Annotated in this window: 17 protein-coding genes; 8 read left to right on the top strand and 9 right to left on the bottom strand. The window is 71.8% G+C overall.

Annotation, left to right across the window (positions count from 1 at the left end; genetic code table 11):
* Nucleotides 1–13 precede the first annotated feature (13 nt).
* From OG841_RS07170 to OG841_RS07190, 5 genes are all read right to left on the bottom strand, one after another.
* Nucleotides 14–994, bottom strand: coding sequence for an alpha-ketoacid dehydrogenase subunit beta (locus OG841_RS07170; RefSeq protein WP_328642220.1), 981 nt, complete (start codon nucleotides 992–994; stop codon nucleotides 14–16).
* On the bottom strand, nucleotides 982–1959 hold the full coding sequence (locus OG841_RS07175; protein WP_371564079.1) for a thiamine pyrophosphate-dependent dehydrogenase E1 component subunit alpha: 978 nt from the start codon (nucleotides 1957–1959) through the stop codon (nucleotides 982–984). The genes OG841_RS07170 and OG841_RS07175 overlap by 13 nt, the downstream gene beginning before the upstream one ends.
* The gene (locus tag OG841_RS07180) at nucleotides 1946–3283 is read right to left on the bottom strand and encodes a M24 family metallopeptidase (RefSeq protein WP_371564081.1); all 1338 of its coding nucleotides are present in this window, start codon (nucleotides 3281–3283) and stop codon (nucleotides 1946–1948) included. Before OG841_RS07180 ends, OG841_RS07175 begins: the two co-directional genes overlap by 14 nt.
* Nucleotides 3284–3335: 52 nt before the next feature.
* Entirely contained in the window at nucleotides 3336–3968 is a 633-nt protein-coding gene (locus tag OG841_RS07185; RefSeq protein WP_328642217.1) for a helix-turn-helix domain-containing protein, read from the bottom strand.
* A gap of 601 nt (nucleotides 3969–4569) precedes the next feature.
* On the bottom strand, nucleotides 4570–5715 hold the full coding sequence (locus tag OG841_RS07190) for a sensor histidine kinase (protein WP_328642216.1): 1146 nt from the start codon (nucleotides 5713–5715) through the stop codon (nucleotides 4570–4572).
* A 364-nt stretch (nucleotides 5716–6079) separates the two neighbouring features.
* On the opposite strand from OG841_RS07190, the gene OG841_RS07195 reads away from it, so the two are divergent.
* The 5 genes from OG841_RS07195 to OG841_RS07215 all read left to right on the top strand — a co-directional run bounded on the left by OG841_RS07195 (nucleotide 6080) and on the right by OG841_RS07215 (nucleotide 10867).
* The gene (locus OG841_RS07195; RefSeq protein ID WP_328642215.1) at nucleotides 6080–6781 is read left to right on the top strand and encodes a response regulator transcription factor; all 702 of its coding nucleotides are present in this window, start codon (nucleotides 6080–6082) and stop codon (nucleotides 6779–6781) included.
* Nucleotides 6782–6884: 103 nt separating this feature from the next.
* On the top strand, nucleotides 6885–7697 hold the full coding sequence (locus OG841_RS07200) for an SAM-dependent methyltransferase (protein WP_355748562.1): 813 nt from the start codon (nucleotides 6885–6887) through the stop codon (nucleotides 7695–7697).
* Nucleotides 7698–7736: 39 nt separating this feature from the next.
* Entirely contained in the window at nucleotides 7737–9140 is a 1404-nt protein-coding gene (locus tag OG841_RS07205) for a glutamine synthetase family protein (RefSeq protein ID WP_371564084.1), read from the top strand.
* A gap of 2 nt (nucleotides 9141–9142) precedes the next feature.
* The gene (locus tag OG841_RS07210) at nucleotides 9143–10297 is read left to right on the top strand and encodes an amidohydrolase family protein (RefSeq protein ID WP_371564086.1); all 1155 of its coding nucleotides are present in this window, start codon (nucleotides 9143–9145) and stop codon (nucleotides 10295–10297) included.
* 33 nt (nucleotides 10298–10330) lie between these two features.
* A complete protein-coding gene (locus OG841_RS07215) occupies nucleotides 10331–10867 on the top strand; it encodes an NUDIX hydrolase family protein (protein ID WP_328642211.1) in 537 nt (178 codons plus the stop codon).
* Nucleotides 10868–10876: 9 nt separating this feature from the next.
* Here the strand turns inward: OG841_RS07215 and OG841_RS07220 are convergent, their stop codons facing one another.
* From OG841_RS07220 to OG841_RS07230, 3 genes are all read right to left on the bottom strand, one after another.
* The gene (locus OG841_RS07220; RefSeq protein ID WP_328642210.1) at nucleotides 10877–11206 is read right to left on the bottom strand and encodes a DUF2218 domain-containing protein; all 330 of its coding nucleotides are present in this window, start codon (nucleotides 11204–11206) and stop codon (nucleotides 10877–10879) included.
* 108 nt (nucleotides 11207–11314) lie between these two features.
* Entirely contained in the window at nucleotides 11315–12253 is a 939-nt protein-coding gene (locus OG841_RS07225) for a carbohydrate kinase family protein (protein WP_371564088.1), read from the bottom strand.
* The gene (locus OG841_RS07230) at nucleotides 12250–12927 is read right to left on the bottom strand and encodes a class II aldolase/adducin family protein (RefSeq protein ID WP_371564090.1); all 678 of its coding nucleotides are present in this window, start codon (nucleotides 12925–12927) and stop codon (nucleotides 12250–12252) included. Before OG841_RS07230 ends, OG841_RS07225 begins: the two co-directional genes overlap by 4 nt.
* An 80-nt stretch (nucleotides 12928–13007) precedes the next feature.
* Between OG841_RS07230 and OG841_RS07235 the strand changes: the two genes are divergently transcribed.
* From OG841_RS07235 to OG841_RS07245, 3 genes are all read left to right on the top strand, one after another.
* Nucleotides 13008–13667 (top strand): TetR/AcrR family transcriptional regulator, encoded by a 660-nt coding sequence (locus tag OG841_RS07235; protein WP_328642207.1) that lies wholly within the window; start codon nucleotides 13008–13010, stop codon nucleotides 13665–13667.
* Nucleotides 13668–13691: 24 nt separating this feature from the next.
* Complete coding sequence (locus tag OG841_RS07240) at nucleotides 13692–13979, top strand: DUF1905 domain-containing protein (protein ID WP_266556771.1); 288 nt, start codon at nucleotides 13692–13694, stop codon at nucleotides 13977–13979.
* 242 nt (nucleotides 13980–14221) lie between these two features.
* The gene (locus OG841_RS07245; RefSeq protein ID WP_328643719.1) at nucleotides 14222–15217 is read left to right on the top strand and encodes a glycoside hydrolase family 43 protein; all 996 of its coding nucleotides are present in this window, start codon (nucleotides 14222–14224) and stop codon (nucleotides 15215–15217) included.
* On the opposite strand, the gene OG841_RS07250 is transcribed toward OG841_RS07245, so the two are convergent.
* Nucleotides 15103–16494, bottom strand: a complete 1392-nt coding sequence (locus OG841_RS07250) for an alpha/beta fold hydrolase (protein WP_371564093.1) — start codon at nucleotides 16492–16494, stop codon at nucleotides 15103–15105. The two genes, OG841_RS07245 and OG841_RS07250, sit on opposite strands and share 115 nt — an antisense overlap.
* Nucleotides 16495–16619 lie beyond the last annotated feature (125 nt).

Genomic DNA, 16619 nt, shown 5'->3' on the forward strand with positions numbered 1-16619 from the left:
TCCTAGAGGGTGTTCAGTACGCGGCCAGGCTCCTGACGGCCGCCACGACCTTGTCGACGGTGGGGATGACCTGCTCCTCCAGCACGTCCGCGAACGGCAGCGGCACACACTCCGCCGCCACCCGCCGCACCGGCGCGTCCAGCAGAGCGAAGCCCTCGTCGGCGACGACGGAGACGAGCGTGGCGCCCCAGCCGCCCTGGTACGGGTTCTCCTCGACGGTGACCAGCCGGGAGGTCCGGCCGAGCGAGGCGAGGACGGTGGCCATGTCGAGGGGCACGAGTGAGCGCAGGTCGACGACCTCGACGCCGATGTCCTCCTCGGCAAGCCTTTCCGCGGCCTTCAGCGCGACCGGCACCATCGAGGCGAGGGCCACCAGTGTCACGTCCGCTCCTTCGCGGACGACGGCCGCGTGGCCCAGCTCGACGACGTGGTCCGGCGGCGGGGGTACTCCCTTGCTCGCCAGCAGCCCCTTGTGCTCGAAGAAGACCACGGGGTCGTCGCTGCGGATCGCGGCCGCCATCATGCCGATCACGTCGGCGGGGGTGGAGGGTGCCGCGATCTTCAGCCCGGGGACGGTCAGGGCCCAGTTCTCGGTGGCCTGCGAGTGCTGCGCGCCGAAGCCGAGCCCGCCGCCGTTGGCGGTGCGAACGACGAGGGGCACGGTGACCTGGCCGCCCGTCATGTAACGCACCTTGGGTATCTCGTTGGCGAGGTAGTCCCAACAACAGGCCAAAAAGTCGGAGAACATGATCTCCGCGACGGGCCGCATCCCGGTCATCGCGGCGCCCATCGCCGCGCCCACGATGGCCTGTTCGGAGATCGGCGTGTCCCACACCCGCTCCCGCCCGAACTCCTTGAACAGCCCGGCGGTCGTCTTGAACACCCCGCCGGCCTCGCCGATGTCCTCCCCCAGGCAGACGACGGACGGATCGCGTCGCATCTCCCGCGCGATGCCCTCGGCGACCGCCTCCCGGTACGTGATCACGTCCGCCATGCCGCACCCCCGTCCGCCCACACATCGGTGAACGCCTCCCGCGGATCCGGCGGCGGCGCGCTCTTCGCGGCCTCGATCGCCTGCCGTACGACCGTCTGCGCGCGCTCGTCGGCCGCGGTGACCGTCTCCTCGGGCACCCCGGCCTCGATCAGCCGCCCGTGTGCGATGTCCAGCGGGTCGTGCTTGAGCCAGCGTTCGACCTCCTCGGCCGGGCGGTAGGTCGCCGGGTCGGCCCGGCTGTGTCCGAAGTGGCGGTAGGTCTCGGCCTCCAGCACGGCGGGCCCGTCTCCGGCCCGGGCCCGCCGCGCCAGCCGTGCCACCGCCTCCTGGACGGCGACGACGTCGTTGCCGTCGACCACCTCACCGGGGATGCCGTACGCGGGCGCCCGGTCGGCGGCCGGCCGGGGCACCGCCGTGACGTCGGCGATCCGCGTGTACTCCATGTACAGGTTGTTCTCGCAGACGAACAGCACGGGCAGCTTCCATACGGCGGCCAGGTTCAACGCCTCGTGGAAGGAGCCGATGTTGGTGGCGCCGTCCCCGAAGAAGGCGACCGCGAGCTGTCCGGTGCCGCGCAGCCTCGCCGACCAGGCGGCGCCGACCGCCATGGGGAGGTGGGCGCCGACGATGGCGTAGGAGCCGAGCATGTTCGTCGCGGCCTTGGTGAGGTGCATGGAGCCGCCCTTGGCCTTGCACAACCCCGTTGCTCTGCTCATGAGTTCGGCGAGGCACTCCTCGGGGGTGGCGCCCCGGGCCATCGCGTGGTGGTGACCGCGATAGGTGGCGAAGACGTAGTCGTCGGGGAGCAGGGCGGCGCTCGCGCCGACGGCGATCGCCTCGTGACCGGCCGCGAGGTGGGTGGTGCCCTTGACGAGCCCTTGGAGGAACAGGTCGTGGGCGGCCTTCTCCGTACGGCGGATGAGGGCCATCTGCTCGTACAGCGCGAGGAGTTCAGCGGTGTCCATCGGTCGTTCCCGTGTTCAGGTGGGACTGCGCCTCCCGTGCGGTGTTCAGCTCGCCGCCCACAGTCCAGTACTTGCGGCCGGCCACCAACAGCTCCTCGGCCGGGAACTTGGTGATGACCTCGCAGCCGTCGGCGGTGACGACCAGCTCTTCCTCGATCCGGGCGGCGGACCAGCCGTCGGCGGCGGGCCAGTAGGTCTCCAGGGCGAACACCATGCCCTCCTCGAGGACTTCGGGGTGGTCGAGGGAGACCAGGCGGCTGAAGATGGGCTTCTCCCAGATCGACAGGCCCACCCCGTGGCCGTACTGGAGAGCGAAGGCGGCGGTCTCGTCGGCGAAGCCGAACTCCTCGGCGCGCGGCCAGACGCGCACGATGTCGGCGGTGGTGGCGCCCGGCCGGACCAGCGAGATCGCCTCGTCCATGTACGCACGGCAGCGGACGTAGGCGTCGCGCTGGGCACAGGAGGCGCTGCCCACGGCGAAGGTGCGGTAGTAGCAGGTGCGGTAGCCGAGGTGGCTGTGCAGGATGTCGAAGAAGGCGGGGTCGCCCGGGCGGATCAGGCGGTCGCTGTAGACGTGCGGGTGGGGTGAACAGCGCTCCCCGGAGATGGCGTTGACACCTTCGACGTACTCGCTGCCGAGGTCGTAGAGGACTTTGCTGACCAGTCCCACGCACTCGTTCTCGCGGACACCTGGGCGGAGGTATCCGTAGAGCTCCTCATAAGCCGCGTCGACCATCGCGCAGGCCTGGGCGAGCAGGGAGATCTCGTCGCCGGTCTTGATGCGGCGGGCCTCCAGGAAGACCTGCTGCCCGTCGACGACGTCGATGCCCTCGGCGCGCAGGGCGGCGAGGACCGGCATCTCGGCGACGTCGACGCCGAGCGGTTCGCCGGCGAGGCCGTGGGCGCGGAGTTCGGCGGCGATCTTCGCGGCGACGTCCTCGGCGATGCCGGCCTCCGGGTGGAAGGCGCCCCGCAGAGTGGAGATGCCCGCGCGGGCTCCGGTGGGCGGGCCGCCCTTGCCGTCGCTGTAGTCGAGCCACGGGTTGGAGAGCTGGTGGTGGCGGGCCGCGGAGCCGAAGTCCCAGACGATCGGTTCGCCGCCGCGGACCAGCAGGGCGAAGCGGATCAGCTTGTCCATCGCCCAGGTGCCGATGTGCGTGGCGGTCATGTAGCGAATGTTGGCGAAGTCGAAGCTGAGCACGGCGCCCAGTTCGGAGCGGTTCAGCGTGTCGTGGAGCCGGGCCAGACGCTGTCTGCGCAGCCGGTCCAGGTCGACGCGCTCTTCCCAGTCGACGGCATTGGGGCCGTACGTGCGGATCGCCATCGCGACCACCCCCACTGTCGAGTCAACGACCGTCCGCGAGGAGTGTCAAGCGTCACTGAACAGTTTGGCTCGACACGAACCAGACCCCCACGGCCGGTACGTCGCCGTCGTTGCGGTAGCGGTGCGGGGTCGTGGACTCGAAACTGACGGCGTCGCCGGGGTGCAGGACCTGCTCGTCGAAGCCGAGGGTGAGGACGAGTTCGCCGGAGGTCAGATAGCCGTACTCCGTCCCCGTGTGCCGCATCAGGCCACCCGAACCGGAGGAGGAACCGCCGGGCCGGTAGGTGACGAGCAGGAAGTCGACGTCCGTGCCGGGGACGTGCCCGAGCCGCTCCCACACGACGCCGGAGTCCAGTTCCAGCACATCCCGCTCACCGGGCGTGACCAGGGGGCCGATGCGTCGGCCGGGGTCGGCCGAGAAGGCCGCCAGGGCGTGCAGGACGGTGGCCGAACTCGCCGCCGCGGCGGTCTCCCGCACCTCGAAGAGGGATTCGACGGAGATGCCGAGAGCGGTGGTGATGGCGTACAGGGTGCTGACCGAGGGCTGGCTCTTCCCGGTCTCTATCTGGGAGACCAGGCTCGCGGAGACGCCGACCTCGCGGGCCAGGGCGCGCAGACCCAGGCCGCGCTCCAGACGCGCCTGCCGAATGCGTGCGCCGACCGACACCACGGGGGCAGGGGACACGGGCGGCTCCTCTCGTGTGCAGCTCCATTGAACAACCCGGCCCCTCACCCGCGAAAGACCACCCACGTCACCCGGGACAGATCACCCGCACCACCTCGCGCCAGAGCGCCGCATCGCCCGCGGTGGACCACCCGCAGCTCGCCAGAAACACCGCCAGTGCCCCGGGGCAGCCCCCGCTGGTCCTGACGGGGCCACGTCGGACGGCCCGGCCGCGCTGCACCCGCGAAGACCGCCACGGCCCCCGGGAGAGGCCACCCCCGACACCCCGAAGTGAGCCCGACCCCGCCCACGACAGACCATCCGCGGCACCTCAGAAAGACCCCCACGCCCCCCAGCACAGGACCACCCGCACCCCCCAGGAAAGACCGCCACGGCCCCGCGACAGCCCACCCCCCGACACCCCGGAAACACCGCTGGTCCCGAGGCAGCCACGCCGGACGGGCCGGCCGCGCGGCACCCGTGAAGACCGCCACGGCCCGCGCAACGGCCCACCTCCGACACCCCGAAAAGCCCCCGGACCCGCCCACGACAGACCATCCGCAGCACCTCAGAAAGACCCCCCAAGCACAGCCCACCGCAACACCCCGGAAGGACCGCCACCTCATCCCGGAAAGTCCGCCCGCACCTCCCACCCGTACTCCGCCCGCGGCCCCGCGTGCAGTTCGCCGCCGAGTGCGGTCACTCGTTCCTTCAGGCCGACGAGTCCGAAGCCGCCCCCGTGCGCCGCCGCAGGCAACTGGCCGGCGCCGCGTCCGTCGTCGGACACGGACACCCGCAGACGGGACCGTTCGTAGCGCAGCCCGACGGTGACCTGGGTGGCATCGGCCGCGTGCCGCCGTACGTTGGTCAGGGCCTCCTGCACCACCCGGAACGCGGCCGCCTGCACCTCGTGCGGAAGGTCGTCGGGCACCGACGTCTCGCGCTGCAGGATGGCCTTCTGGACGGGGCTCGCGAAACCCTCGATGAGACCGGCGACACCCGCGAGGTCGCCCACCGGGCGGCGGTCGGCCGGGTCGTCGGTCTCGCGCAGGACCCCGACCGTCCGGCGCATCGACGCCAGCGCCTCGGTCGCGGCACGCTCGATACCCGCGAGGACCGGGTCGAGTTCCTCGGCGCCGGTGTCCGCCATCATGCGGGCCACCTGGGTCTGCACCAGGATGCCGGTGACATGATGGGCGACGAAGTCGTGCAGGTCGGCGGCGACGGCCAGACGTTCGGCCCGCCGGGTCTCGCTGACGGCGACGGTCCGCCGGTAGTCCTGCGAGCGCAGATACGCGGCGAACGCGATCGTGAGGCCGACCAGGAGCAACCCGATCAGCATGAACCCCAGCATGGTGTCCTGCTCGGCCAGAAAGGGCCGTACCGGAAGCGCCAGCACGGCGGCCCCGTCGAGCGCGGCGCACGCCACGACCCAGTTGCGCGGACAGTGCCGTACGGCGACGAACAGCAGGCACAGCAGGATCGCCGGCTCGCCCGGGCCGAACAGGACGCCGGAGCGCGCCACCGAGTCCACCGTGCAGACCAGGGAGGCGACGGCCGGCACGGTCGTACGCAGCTGAGGGGTGAGCCGACGCGGGTGCCGGGCGGCCGGCCACAGCACGGCGACGCTGCCGAGCAGCAGGGTCGCGGCCAACGGCCAGGAGGGACCGTCGCCCTCGGTCGAGTAGGCCACGTCGACGAACGCGGCCGCGAACAGCGCGCCGATACCGGCGCCGCCCGCGCAACCCCGGGCGGATACGGACTTCATGCCGCTCACCGTATGCGCGGCGGTCGCACACGGGATCGGCCGAACGGTCGAGGCGCCGCCGTGCCGGGCCCGAAGATCATGGCCGTTCGGCCGAGGCGGCCGCCCGTGCCCGCGGGTGAGAGTGGAGCCACCTCCCCCACCAGGAGTCCTCCGCCCCCCGGGGGGCCTTACCGCACCGTGGACAGGCCCCTCAGCGTGGTCAAGGCCTCGGCCACGTCACCCGGAGGTTCGACCGCCGGCAGAGAACCGGCTCACGTGATGAACACCGCCCCGGCACCCTCGACCACACCCGCCGAAGCAGCCCCTCCGCAGCCCCCGTCCACAGCCGCTCCGCCCCCTCCTCTCCCTGAGGCATGATCGACCCATGACGCGCCCCACCCCGCCGGCAGCGCCCATCCGCGTGCTGATCGCCGACGACCAGGACATGGTCCGTACCGGCTTCCGCTTCTTCCTGGACGCGCAGCCGGACATCACCGTGGTCGCCGAGGCCGCCGACGGGGAGACGGCGGTGCGGCTGGCCAGGGAGGTCCGGCCCGACGTGTGTCTGCTGGACATCCGGATGCCGAAGCTGGACGGGCTGGAGGCGACGCGACTGCTGGCGGGGCCCGGCCTCGCCGATCCGATGCGCGTGGTCGTGGTCACCACTTTCGATCTCGACGAGTACGTCTACGGCGCGCTGCGCGGCGGTGCCTGCGGGTTCCTGCTGAAGGACTCCGGGCCCACCCTCCTCGCCGAGGCGGTCCGGGCCGCCGCGGCCGGCGACTCACTGGTCTCCCCCTCGGTCACCGTCCGCCTGCTCCGGCACGTCACGGCGGACCCGGCGCCTGAGCCGGTCACCGCGCCCCGCCCCCGCCCTGCCACCGAGCCCCTGACCGACCGTGAGCTCGACGTGGTCCACCTGGTCGCCCTCGGCCGCACGAACGCCGAAATCGCCGCCGAGCTGTACGTCTCCCTCTCCACGGTCAAGACCCACCTCTCCAGCATCCAGCTCAAACTGGCCGCACGGAACCGCGTGGAGATCGCGGCCTGGGCCTGGCAGAACGGGCACGCGCGGAGGGAGGGCTGAGCCGGCCGTCGGACGGGGCGTTCGAGTCGCCGTTTCCGGGACAAGCTGATCATCGGACGGCACAATGGCGGCAACGGCCGCAGGCACGAGAAGGAGCACAGTCGTGAGCGAGAGCCACACCCCGTCGGGTGCGTCGGCGAGGCTGAACACAGGTGTGGCGCACAACGCGCGCGTGTGGAACTACTGGATCGGCGGCAAGGACAACTACGAGGTCGACCAGCGGGTCGGTGATCATGTCGCCGGGATGTTCCCGATCATCCAGGAGATCGCCCGCGCGGACCGCTGGTTCCTGGGCCGCTCGGTGCGCTTCCTCACCGAGGAGCAGGGCATCCGGCAGTTCCTCGACATCGGCACCGGGCTGCCGACGGTGGACAACACCCACGAGATCGCCCAGCGCATCGCCCCCGACGCGCGGATCGTCTACGTCGACAACGACCCGATCGTGCTGGTCCACGCCCGCACCCTGCTGACCAGCACCCCCGAGGGCGTCACGGACTACATCGACGCCGACGTCCACGACCCGGCCGCGATCCTCGAACGCGCCGCGCAGACCCTGGACCTGAGCAAGCCGGTCGCGGTGATGATGCTCGGCATCCTCAACTTCGTCCTCGACACCGAGGAGGCCCGGCGGATCGCGCGGGAGGTCATGGCCGCGATGCCCGCCGGCAGCCATCTGGCCCTGACGCACCCCACGTTCGACGCCGACCTCGGCGGCGAGGGCCAGATCCCGGCCATGAAGTTCTGGAACGAGAACGCCACTCCGCCGATCACGGCCCGCAGCGGCGAGGACATCGCCACGTTCTTCGAGGGACTCGACCTCCTCGAACCGGGCCTGGTCTCCTGCTCGCAGTGGCGTGCCGAGTCCGACTCCCCGGTCGTGGTACCGCAGTTCGGCGCGGTGGCCGTGAAACCGTGACGCGGGATCCGATCCGGCCGAGTCCGTCGTGGAGGACGTATGACCACCCTTGCCGACCCCGTGCCCGGCGGCCGTCCCGGTGACGTGGACCGGGCCACCGCGCTGAGCGACGAGCTGGCCGACAAAGGCGTGCACGGCGTGGTCCTGGCCTACGTCGACACCGCGGGCATCTGCCGGGTGAAGACGATCCCGACGGCGAAGCTGTCCTCCGCCGCGGCCTGGGGCGTGGGCATGTCGCCGGTGTTCGACACGTTCCTGGCGAACGACTCCATCGTCACGACCGACACCCTGGGCTCCCCCGACGGCGATCTGCGCCTCTACCCGGACCTCGACCGGCTCGTGGCGCTGGCCGGGCAGCCCGGCTGGTCCTGGGCGCCGGTCGACCGGATCACACAGGAGGGCGAGCGGCATCCGGGCTGCTCCCGCACGGTCCTCAGGCGGATCGTCACCGAGGCCGCCGAGCGGCACGGGATCACCTTCAAGGCGGGCGTCGAGATCGAGTGGGCGGTGGGCCGGGGCCCGGTGGCGGACGGTGACTTCGTGCCCGCCGTGTCGGGACCGGCGTACGGCGCCACCCGGCAGATCGAGCTCGGCGACTACGCGGCCGACCTGCTGGCGGCGTGCGCCGAGCAGGACATCGAGGTCGAACAGCTCCATCCCGAGTACGCGGCCGGGCAGTTCGAGATCTCGACAAGCGCCCTGGACCCGGTGGCGGCGGCCGACGTCAGCGTGCTCGTACGGCAGACGATCCGGGCGGTGTCCCAGCGGCACGGGCTGGTCGTCTCCTTCGCCCCGGCGGTCTTCGCGGAGGGCGTCGGCAACGGCGGCCATCTCCACCTCTCCGCCTGGCACGAGGGCGTGAACCTGCACTCGGGCGGCAAGGGCCGGTACGGCATGACACGCGAGGCCGAGTCGTTCGTCGCGGGTGTCCTCGCCCATCTGCACGCGCTCACGGCCCTGACCGCGCCGAGCCCGGCCAGCTATCTGCGTCTCCAACCCTCCCAGTGGGCCGGGGTGTTCACCGCCTGGGGCCGCGAGACCCGGGAGGCGGCCGTCCGGATCATCACCGGCACGGCGGGCCGGACCGACCGGGCCGCGAACCTGGAGCTGAAGCCGGTCGATCTGGCCGCCAACCCGTATCTCGCGTTCACCGGTCTGATCGCCGCCGGGCTCGACGGCCTGACCTCGGCCATGCCGCTGCCCAGGGAGATCACCGGCGATCCGGCCCTGCTCGCCGCCGACCGGGCCACCGCCATGGGCGTACGCCGACTGCCGACGTCCCTCTCCCAAGCGGTCCGGGCGTTCCGCGCCGACGAACAGCTGCGCGCCGCGCTGGGTCCGGTCCTCGCCGACGCCGTGGTCGCCGTGCGCTTCGGGGAGAGCGATTCCGTGGCCGACCTGGACGACGAGCAGATCGCGGCGGCGTACCGCTGGAAGTACTGAGCATGAGCGGACGCGTCCACGAGGCCCTCGCCGCCGCCCGGTTGGTGGACCACCACTGCCACGGGGTCGTCGTCGACGGCCTCGACCGGACGGGCTTCGAGTCGCTGCTCACCGAGGGCGCGGCCTGGCCGGGGATCTCGTCCTTCGACAGCCCGGTCGGCGTGGCGGTCCGCCGGCACTGCGCACCCCTGCTGGACCTCCCGCGCCACGCGCCGCCCGACGCCTACCTGGCCCGCCGCGCGGAACTCGGCCCTCAGGAGGTCAACCGTCGCTTCCTGACCGCCGCGGGCACGGACGTGTTCTGCGTGGACACCGGGTACGCGCCGGAACGTCTCACCACACCGGCGGAGCTGGCAGCGGCCGCGGGCGGGACGGCGTACGAGATCGTGCGGCTGGAGGGTGTCGCGGAGGCGGTGGCGGCGCGCGGCGTGGAGCCGGACGCGTACGGGGACGAGTTCCGCGCGGCCGCTCTGGAGGCCGTGGAGCGGCCGGGTGTGGTGGCCGTGAAGTCGGTCGCCGCCTACCGCACCGGCTTCGACCTGGACCCGGCGCGCCCCTCGGACGCGGAGGTCTCCCGTGCCGCCGCCGACTGGCTCGCCCACGGTGGACGACTGGCCGATCCGGTTCTCGTACGGCATCTGCTGTGGACCGCCGTGGACCTGGGGCTGCCCCTCCAGTTGCACACCGGGTTCGGCGACAGCGACATCCGGATGCACCGCGTGGACCCGACCCACCTCACGGACTGGCTGCACCTGACCGCGGGCACGATCCCGGTCCTGCTGCTGCACTGCTGGCCGTATCAGCGGCAGGCCGCCTATCTGGCCGCGGTGTTCGAGCAGGTGTACCTCGACGTGGGCCTCACCCTGCACTACGTCGGCCCCGCACGGTCCCGGGCGATCCTGGCGGAGGCGCTGGAGATCACGCCGTTCCGCAAGCTGCTGTACAGCTCCGACGCGTACGGAGTGGCCGAATTCCATCTGCTCGGCGCGCTGTCGTTCCGGCAGGGACTGGCCGCACTGCTCCAGGAGCGGGTGGACGCCGACGAGCTGAGCCTGCCGGACGCGTTGCGCGTCGCGGCCTGGGCGAGCGGGGACAACGCCCGCCGCCTCTACGGACTTCCCGCCCCGTCCCCCGTCCCACCAGGCGAGCGCGACTGAGCGCCCGCCGTCCCCGGAAAGTATGATCTAGCAATGTCTGACTTGACCGAAACCACGCCCGGCTGGCTGAGCGCCGACGATCTCGAGCAGGCCCGCGCCCGGATGCCCATCCTGTACGTCGAGGCCGTGCCCGTGCGCGTCGACGACAGCGGCGAAGTCACCAGCGTCGGCCTGCTGCTGCGCATCGGACCCGACGGAACGGTCAGCCGGACTCTCGTCTCCGGCCGCGTTCTGCACCACGAGCGGGTCCGGGACGCCCTGTTGCGCCACCTGGAGAAGGACCTGGGCCCTGTCGCCCTGCCCCGGATCTCGCCCTCCCTGCAGCCCTTCACGGTGGCGGAGTACTTCCCCACTCAGGGGGTCACGCCCTACCACGACCCGCGCCAGCACGCGGTGTCCCTCGTCTACGTCGTCCCGGTGAGCGGCGACTGCCAGCCCCGCCAGGACGCCCTGGACCTGGTGTGGTTCAGTCCGCAGGAGGCCCTGTCACCGGCGGTGGAGAGCGAGATGCCCGGCGGTCACGGGGTGCTGCTCAAGCAGGCGCTGGCCCACGTGGGCTGCGCGATCTGAGCTCCCCCGTCAGTCGGTCTCCTTGCGCTGCGTCGTACCGGACTCGCCGCTGTCCCGCGTCCACTCGACGACGAGTTCGTCCTTGCTGCCGAAGCGGACCAGGTGGCTGCCGACGACACCCTCGAGGAGGTCGAGGTGCTCGGACTCCGTCTCCAGCCTCAGCAGCAGCGCACCTTCGGTGGCGGTGAGGGAGCCCTTGCCTCCGTTCTGGAAGAGCAGGCTGCCCTCACCGCTCTCCTCGTCCCACGTGGTGCGGCTGCGACGCCCGAGGTGCGAGGCGAGCTGCTTGGCGTAGCGGTGCGGGCGGTCGGTGGCGACGCGGGCTTCGGAGCGGGGCATGGGTACTCCCAGGAGTGCGGTGGCGCGGTACGAACTCGATGCTGCCGCAACACCGGTCGTCCCACGTCCATTCCGCACCCCTCGCACACCGCAGGGTAGGTGTTCGGTTCAGGCGCGGGTCTTGCTCGTCATGGAGAACTCGTCGGCCTCCGCCAGGTCGAAGTCGCCATGGTCGCTGCCCAGGCCCTGCGCCACCAGCGCCGCCGCGGCACTGCCCAGGATCGCCGCCTCGCGTGGCGTACGGCCCAGGCCCACCCCGCGCAGGAAGCCCGCCGAGAAGGCGTCGCCGCAGCCGGTGGTGTCGACGACGTCGACCTCGAAGGCGGGGATGGTCTCCGTGCCCTCGGCGGTGACCAGGAGGGCGCCGTCGCCGCCACGGGTGACCGCGACCAGGCCCACTCCCCCGGCCAGGAACTTCTTCGCCCCCGTCACCAGGTCCTCTTCCTCGCTGAAGCCCAGGACCTGGTCCTCGTTGGGGAGCAGGAAGTCGACGTACGGGAGCAGCGGTTCGATCTGGTCGAAGGTGCCGAGCTCACCCGGCGCGAGCAGGTCCACCGAGGTGGTGACGCCGTGGTCCTTGGCGTGCGCCAGGATGCGGGCGGCGACCTCGGCGCCGATCAGCTCGGGGCCGCCGAGGTGGAGGTGGCTCGCCTCGGCGACCGCGTCCCAGGGCACGTCGTCGAGGCCGTAGGTGATGTTGGCGCCGAGCAGGTGGAGGGTGGGGCGGTCACCGTTGGGGCGGATGGGCAGGACGGTCGCGGAGGTGGAGGTGTCGATACGGCGCACGAGCAGCTCGGTGTCGATCCCCGCCTTGTCGAGCAGCTGCGTGAGCAGGTCGCCCGTCGGGTCGGTGCCGATCGCCCCGGCGGTGCGCACCGAGGCGCCCAGCTTGGCGAGGGTGAGGGCGGTGCCCGCGGCCGTACCGGCGGCGGTCATGCGGATGTCCTCGACCAGGGTCGCGCCCTGGCCCTCGGGTATCTCCTCGACCGGCCGTACCAGCACGTCCAGCACGTGCACGCCCATGGTGACGACGTTCTGTGCGTTCATCGAGTTCCCTCCTGTGCGGATTGCGTGGTGCCGTAGTTGCGGGCGAGGGCGGCCTCGATCACCGCGATCTGCTGCTGTTCGTCGAGGAAGCGGGGCTGCCCCAGGGCGGCCGCGCGCTGGTAGACACCGCAGGCCCACTCCAGGAGCAGCGCGTGCTCGACCGCCTTGTCGAGCGTCGGGGCGTGGGTGACCGCGCCGTGGTTGGCCATCAGGGCCGCACCGCGCCCCTCCAGCGCGGTGAGGACCGACTCGGCGAGTTCCGGGGTGCCGAAGGTGGCGTACGGCGCGACCCGGACGGTGCCGCCGAGGGCCAGCAACTGGTAGTGGATGCAGGGAAGTTCGTCGAGGACGAGGGAGAGCGCGGTGGCCATCGGGGCGTGGGTGTGCACGACGGCGGCGGTGCCGTAGCGGCGGTAGACACCCAGGTGGAGGTCGAGCTCCGAGGTCGGCAGCAGGCTTCCGGCCACGATCTCTCCGTCGAGGTCCACCACGGTCACCTGGTCCGGGGTGAGCTGGGCCAGGACGGCGCCGGTCGCGGTGATCGCCACGTGGTCCTCGACCCGTACGCTGACATTGCCCGCCGTACCGATGAGCAGGCCCTCGGCCCCCAGACGGCGGCAGGCGTCCGCCACGGCGGCCCGCTCCTCGCTCAGCACCGGGCTTGAGTCGGTCATGCGCGCGACGCTAACCTAAACCTGAAACAAAGTCACGTTCACGTTCGGAGGTTGTCAGGTGAGCGAGCGAAGGTCGTCCCGTGGCTGAGCCCACCCCGGACGCCGAGCCGGCCGCGTGGGTCGGCGCCCTGCGCCGCACTCCCCAACAGGCCCGCAGCCGGGCCCGGTTGGCCAGGGTTCTCGAAGCCGCGGAACGCATCCTGGTCGAGGAGGGCGTCGAGTCGCTCACCACGACCCGGATCGCGTCCGAGGCGCGGGTCTCGGTCGGCTCGCTGTACCAGTACCTGCCCGACCGGGGGGCGATCATCGACGCGCTCGCGGCCGGCTACTTCGCCAAGCTGGAAGCGGCGATGGACGCGCTCGTCGAGGCCGCGGCCGTCGAGCGCTGGGAGGACCCGGTCGGCGTCCTCGTCGACGCGTACGCGGAGATCTACCGCACCGAACACGGCTTCCGCGCCCTGTGGTTCGGCAGCGGACTGACCGAGCGGACCCGGACCGCGGACCGCGAGCACAAGCGCCGGATGGCCGACGGGATCCGCCGCATCCTGCTCGTCCTGCAGCTCGCCGAGGACGACGAGACCCTGGCCCGCGTCTGCCACGCCGCGATCCTCGCCGCCGACGCCCTCGCCCAGGAGGCCTTCCGCCGGGAGACGAAGGGGGACGCGGCGCTGCTCGAGGAGACCAAGATCCTGCTGCGCGGTTATCTCACGGACATCGCGGCGCGGTACAACGGGTCCTGATGTCTTCCGCGCAACGGGGGTTCGATGCAGCTCACCTTCACCGGCCGGGTGATCGAATGGCGCGGCCCGGCGCCCTACTACTTCGTCCCGGTGCCCGACCAGGAGTCCGCCGACATCGGTGAGGTGGCCCGGATGGCCACCTACGGCTGGGGCGTGATCCCGGTCGAGGCCCGGATCGGCGAGGTCACCTTCACGACATCGCTGTTCCCGAAGGACGGCGGCTATCTGCTGCCGCTCAAGAACGCGGTGCGGGGGCCGGAGGGGCTGGGCGCGGGGGACGACGTGAGGGTGGAGATGACGGTCCGCTTCTAGTGGTCACGGCTGCTCATCCGGTCACCGCAGGCCCACCGGATCGCCCTCGACACGGTCTCCGGCACCACGACCATGGGCCTGTGGCCCGACGGCCCGGCCCCTCGCGCCCCTGGACGTGACCACCATCTTCCGCCCTCTCGCGGACGCTTCGCGCCGGCGCACGAGATCCTCGCGGCCGGCTGATCACGACCGCCACGTATCGTGCAGCCGTGACCGAGACCGAGCCCCTGCGGCTGCCCGACATGCCGTTGCACGATCCGTTCGTCGTCGCCGATGCCGAGACGCGGACGTACTACCTCTACACCTCCAACGAGCCGTCCGTGTCGGGGGTGGAGGGCGTCGGGACGATGGTCTACCGCAGTCGGAATCTGCGGGACTGGGCACGGCCCGTCGTCGTGTTCCGGACGGACGAGCAGGAGGGGATCTGGGCGCGGGACGGCGGGTGGGCACCGGAGGTGCACGCATGGGGTGGCAGGTACTACCTGTTCACCACGCTGCACGACGAAAGCCGGGTCCTGCCGGTGCCACCGGCCGGGCGGTGGGGCACCCCCTTCCAGCTGCCGAACCATGCGCGCGGCACGATCACCGCGGTGTCCGACTCGCTGCTCGGACCCTTCACCGCCGTCGACCCGTCCGGGCCCACTCCGCCCGAGCGTCTCATGACCCTCGACGGCACGCTCTACGTCGATCCGGCCGGGCAGCCCTGGATGGTGTACGCGCACGAGTGGCTGCAGACAGTCGACGGGACGATGGAGGCCGTCCGGCTGGCTCCCGATCTGACCGGGACGGTCGGCGAACCCGTCTTTCTGTTCAAGGGCTCGGACGCGTTCTGGCTCGGTGAGCAGATCCCCGCGGGCGTACCGCACCAGCTCGCGCCCTACGTCACCGACGGCCCGCAGCTCCACCGCACCCCTGACGGTGCCCTCCTCATGCTGTGGTCGACGTACGAGAAGAACACGGCCGGTGCGGACGGCACCGTCAGCGGCGGTTACGTGCAGACCTACGCCGTCTCCACGTCCGGTGAGCTGACCGGTCCTTGGGAGCAGCGCCGGCCGCTGGTCCGGGACGACAGCGGGCACGGGATGCTGTTTTGGACCTTCGACGGCCGGTTGATGATGATTCTTCACCGTCCCTTCGAGAACGCGCGCGGGAAGCTGTACGAGATGCAGGTCGAGGGTGACGAGCTGCGGGTGCTGCGGCAGTGCACCGACCTGGACGGCGACGACCTCAGCGCCTGAGGCCCGCGTTCTGCGCGGCGGTGATCACCCGGTCCCGTTCGGTGGTGCTCAACGGCCCTTCCGAGGCCCAGGTGTCGGCGAGAGCGCGTACCGTGCTGCGGGGCCGCGAACAGCGGGTCGAGGTGGTTCATCCCGTTGTCCGTCTCGTACGCGGCGTACGGGACGCGCGAGTCGGCCACGACCTCACGGGCCGCCGAGACGATCGTTCCCTTGGCGTAGCTCGTCCGGAAGGCGTACAGCGGGACGTCCAGGCCTGCGGCGTGCCTCCAGCCGCAGGCTAAGCGAGCGGGCCGTGTCGGCGTAGGGGTCGGTGACGTCGAGGTCGACCGACAGCCGGGCCGGCCACTACCACTCCCATACGGCCGGTTCGGGGCCGCCCGCGTACGCCGCGGCGACCCGGTCGATGGGGGGGTGATGCCCGCGTCGACCCAGCCGCGCGGTTCTCCGCTGTCGGCCTGATGTCCCGAGTGCACGCTGATGTCGTTCGGCCAGCCGACGCCGGCGTCCACCAGGGTGCCCGGGAGGCCCGCGTTGGTGACCGGGACCGGTGGCCGCAGGGCGTCGGGCATACGGGGCTGCAGGACCGAGGGGCCGTCCGGATCGCGATGGGCGTACCAGCCCGCGAGCTGGTACCAGATCTGGGTGCTCTCCGCCCGGTCGCCGAGTCCCACGGCACTCAGAGTCATGTCGAAGACCGCGCCGCCCTCGATGGCCGCCAGCCGCTCCTTCACCTGCTCCGGCGAGTCGGCGACCGGCTCCCCCGTCCCGTCGAACGCTCCGCGCACTCCACCGTCGACCAGCACCAGGGCGGCCACGTCCCGGTACCCGGGGCAGCCGTCGAAGTCCCAGGCGGCGTAGGCCATGGCGGTGGTCGCTCCCCATGAGTGGCCTGCCTCCGAGCACCACCCGGCGGCGAAGGCGGAGGCCGCGGGGTCCTGCGTACGGTAGTGACCGTCGAGGTAGTACGCGGCCGGGTCGGCGGTGCGGAAGCCCGAACGGTCGGCGAGGTTCTCCTCCCGCCGGTCGAACGCCCACACCTGCACTCCCGGCACGGCCGCGACGAGGTCCCGGGCCGCCCGACGGAAGTCGTTCGCCGCCCCGAACATCCCCGGGACCATCACCGGCACCGTGCGGGCCGTGTCGGGGCCGACCTTCAGCACATGGACGCGGTCCGTCCCCACCGGACCGCCCAGCACATGGACGCGGTCCGCCCCCACCGGTCCGCCCCCACCGGCCATACCGCCCAGCACAGCCCTACGGGACGGACTTCCCGTCACTTCCGTCGTCCTCGCAACTGACCGCCCACAGACGCCGGATGACAACGTACGCCCCCCACCTGACGTGCCCGCACCCGGAGTCGGCCGCGCACCTGATCATCCCCGGAGGGGCCCGCAGAGGCCCG

Source organism: Streptomyces canus (assembly GCF_041435015.1).
Taxonomy (GTDB): Bacteria; Actinomycetota; Actinomycetes; order Streptomycetales; family Streptomycetaceae; genus Streptomyces; species Streptomyces canus_G.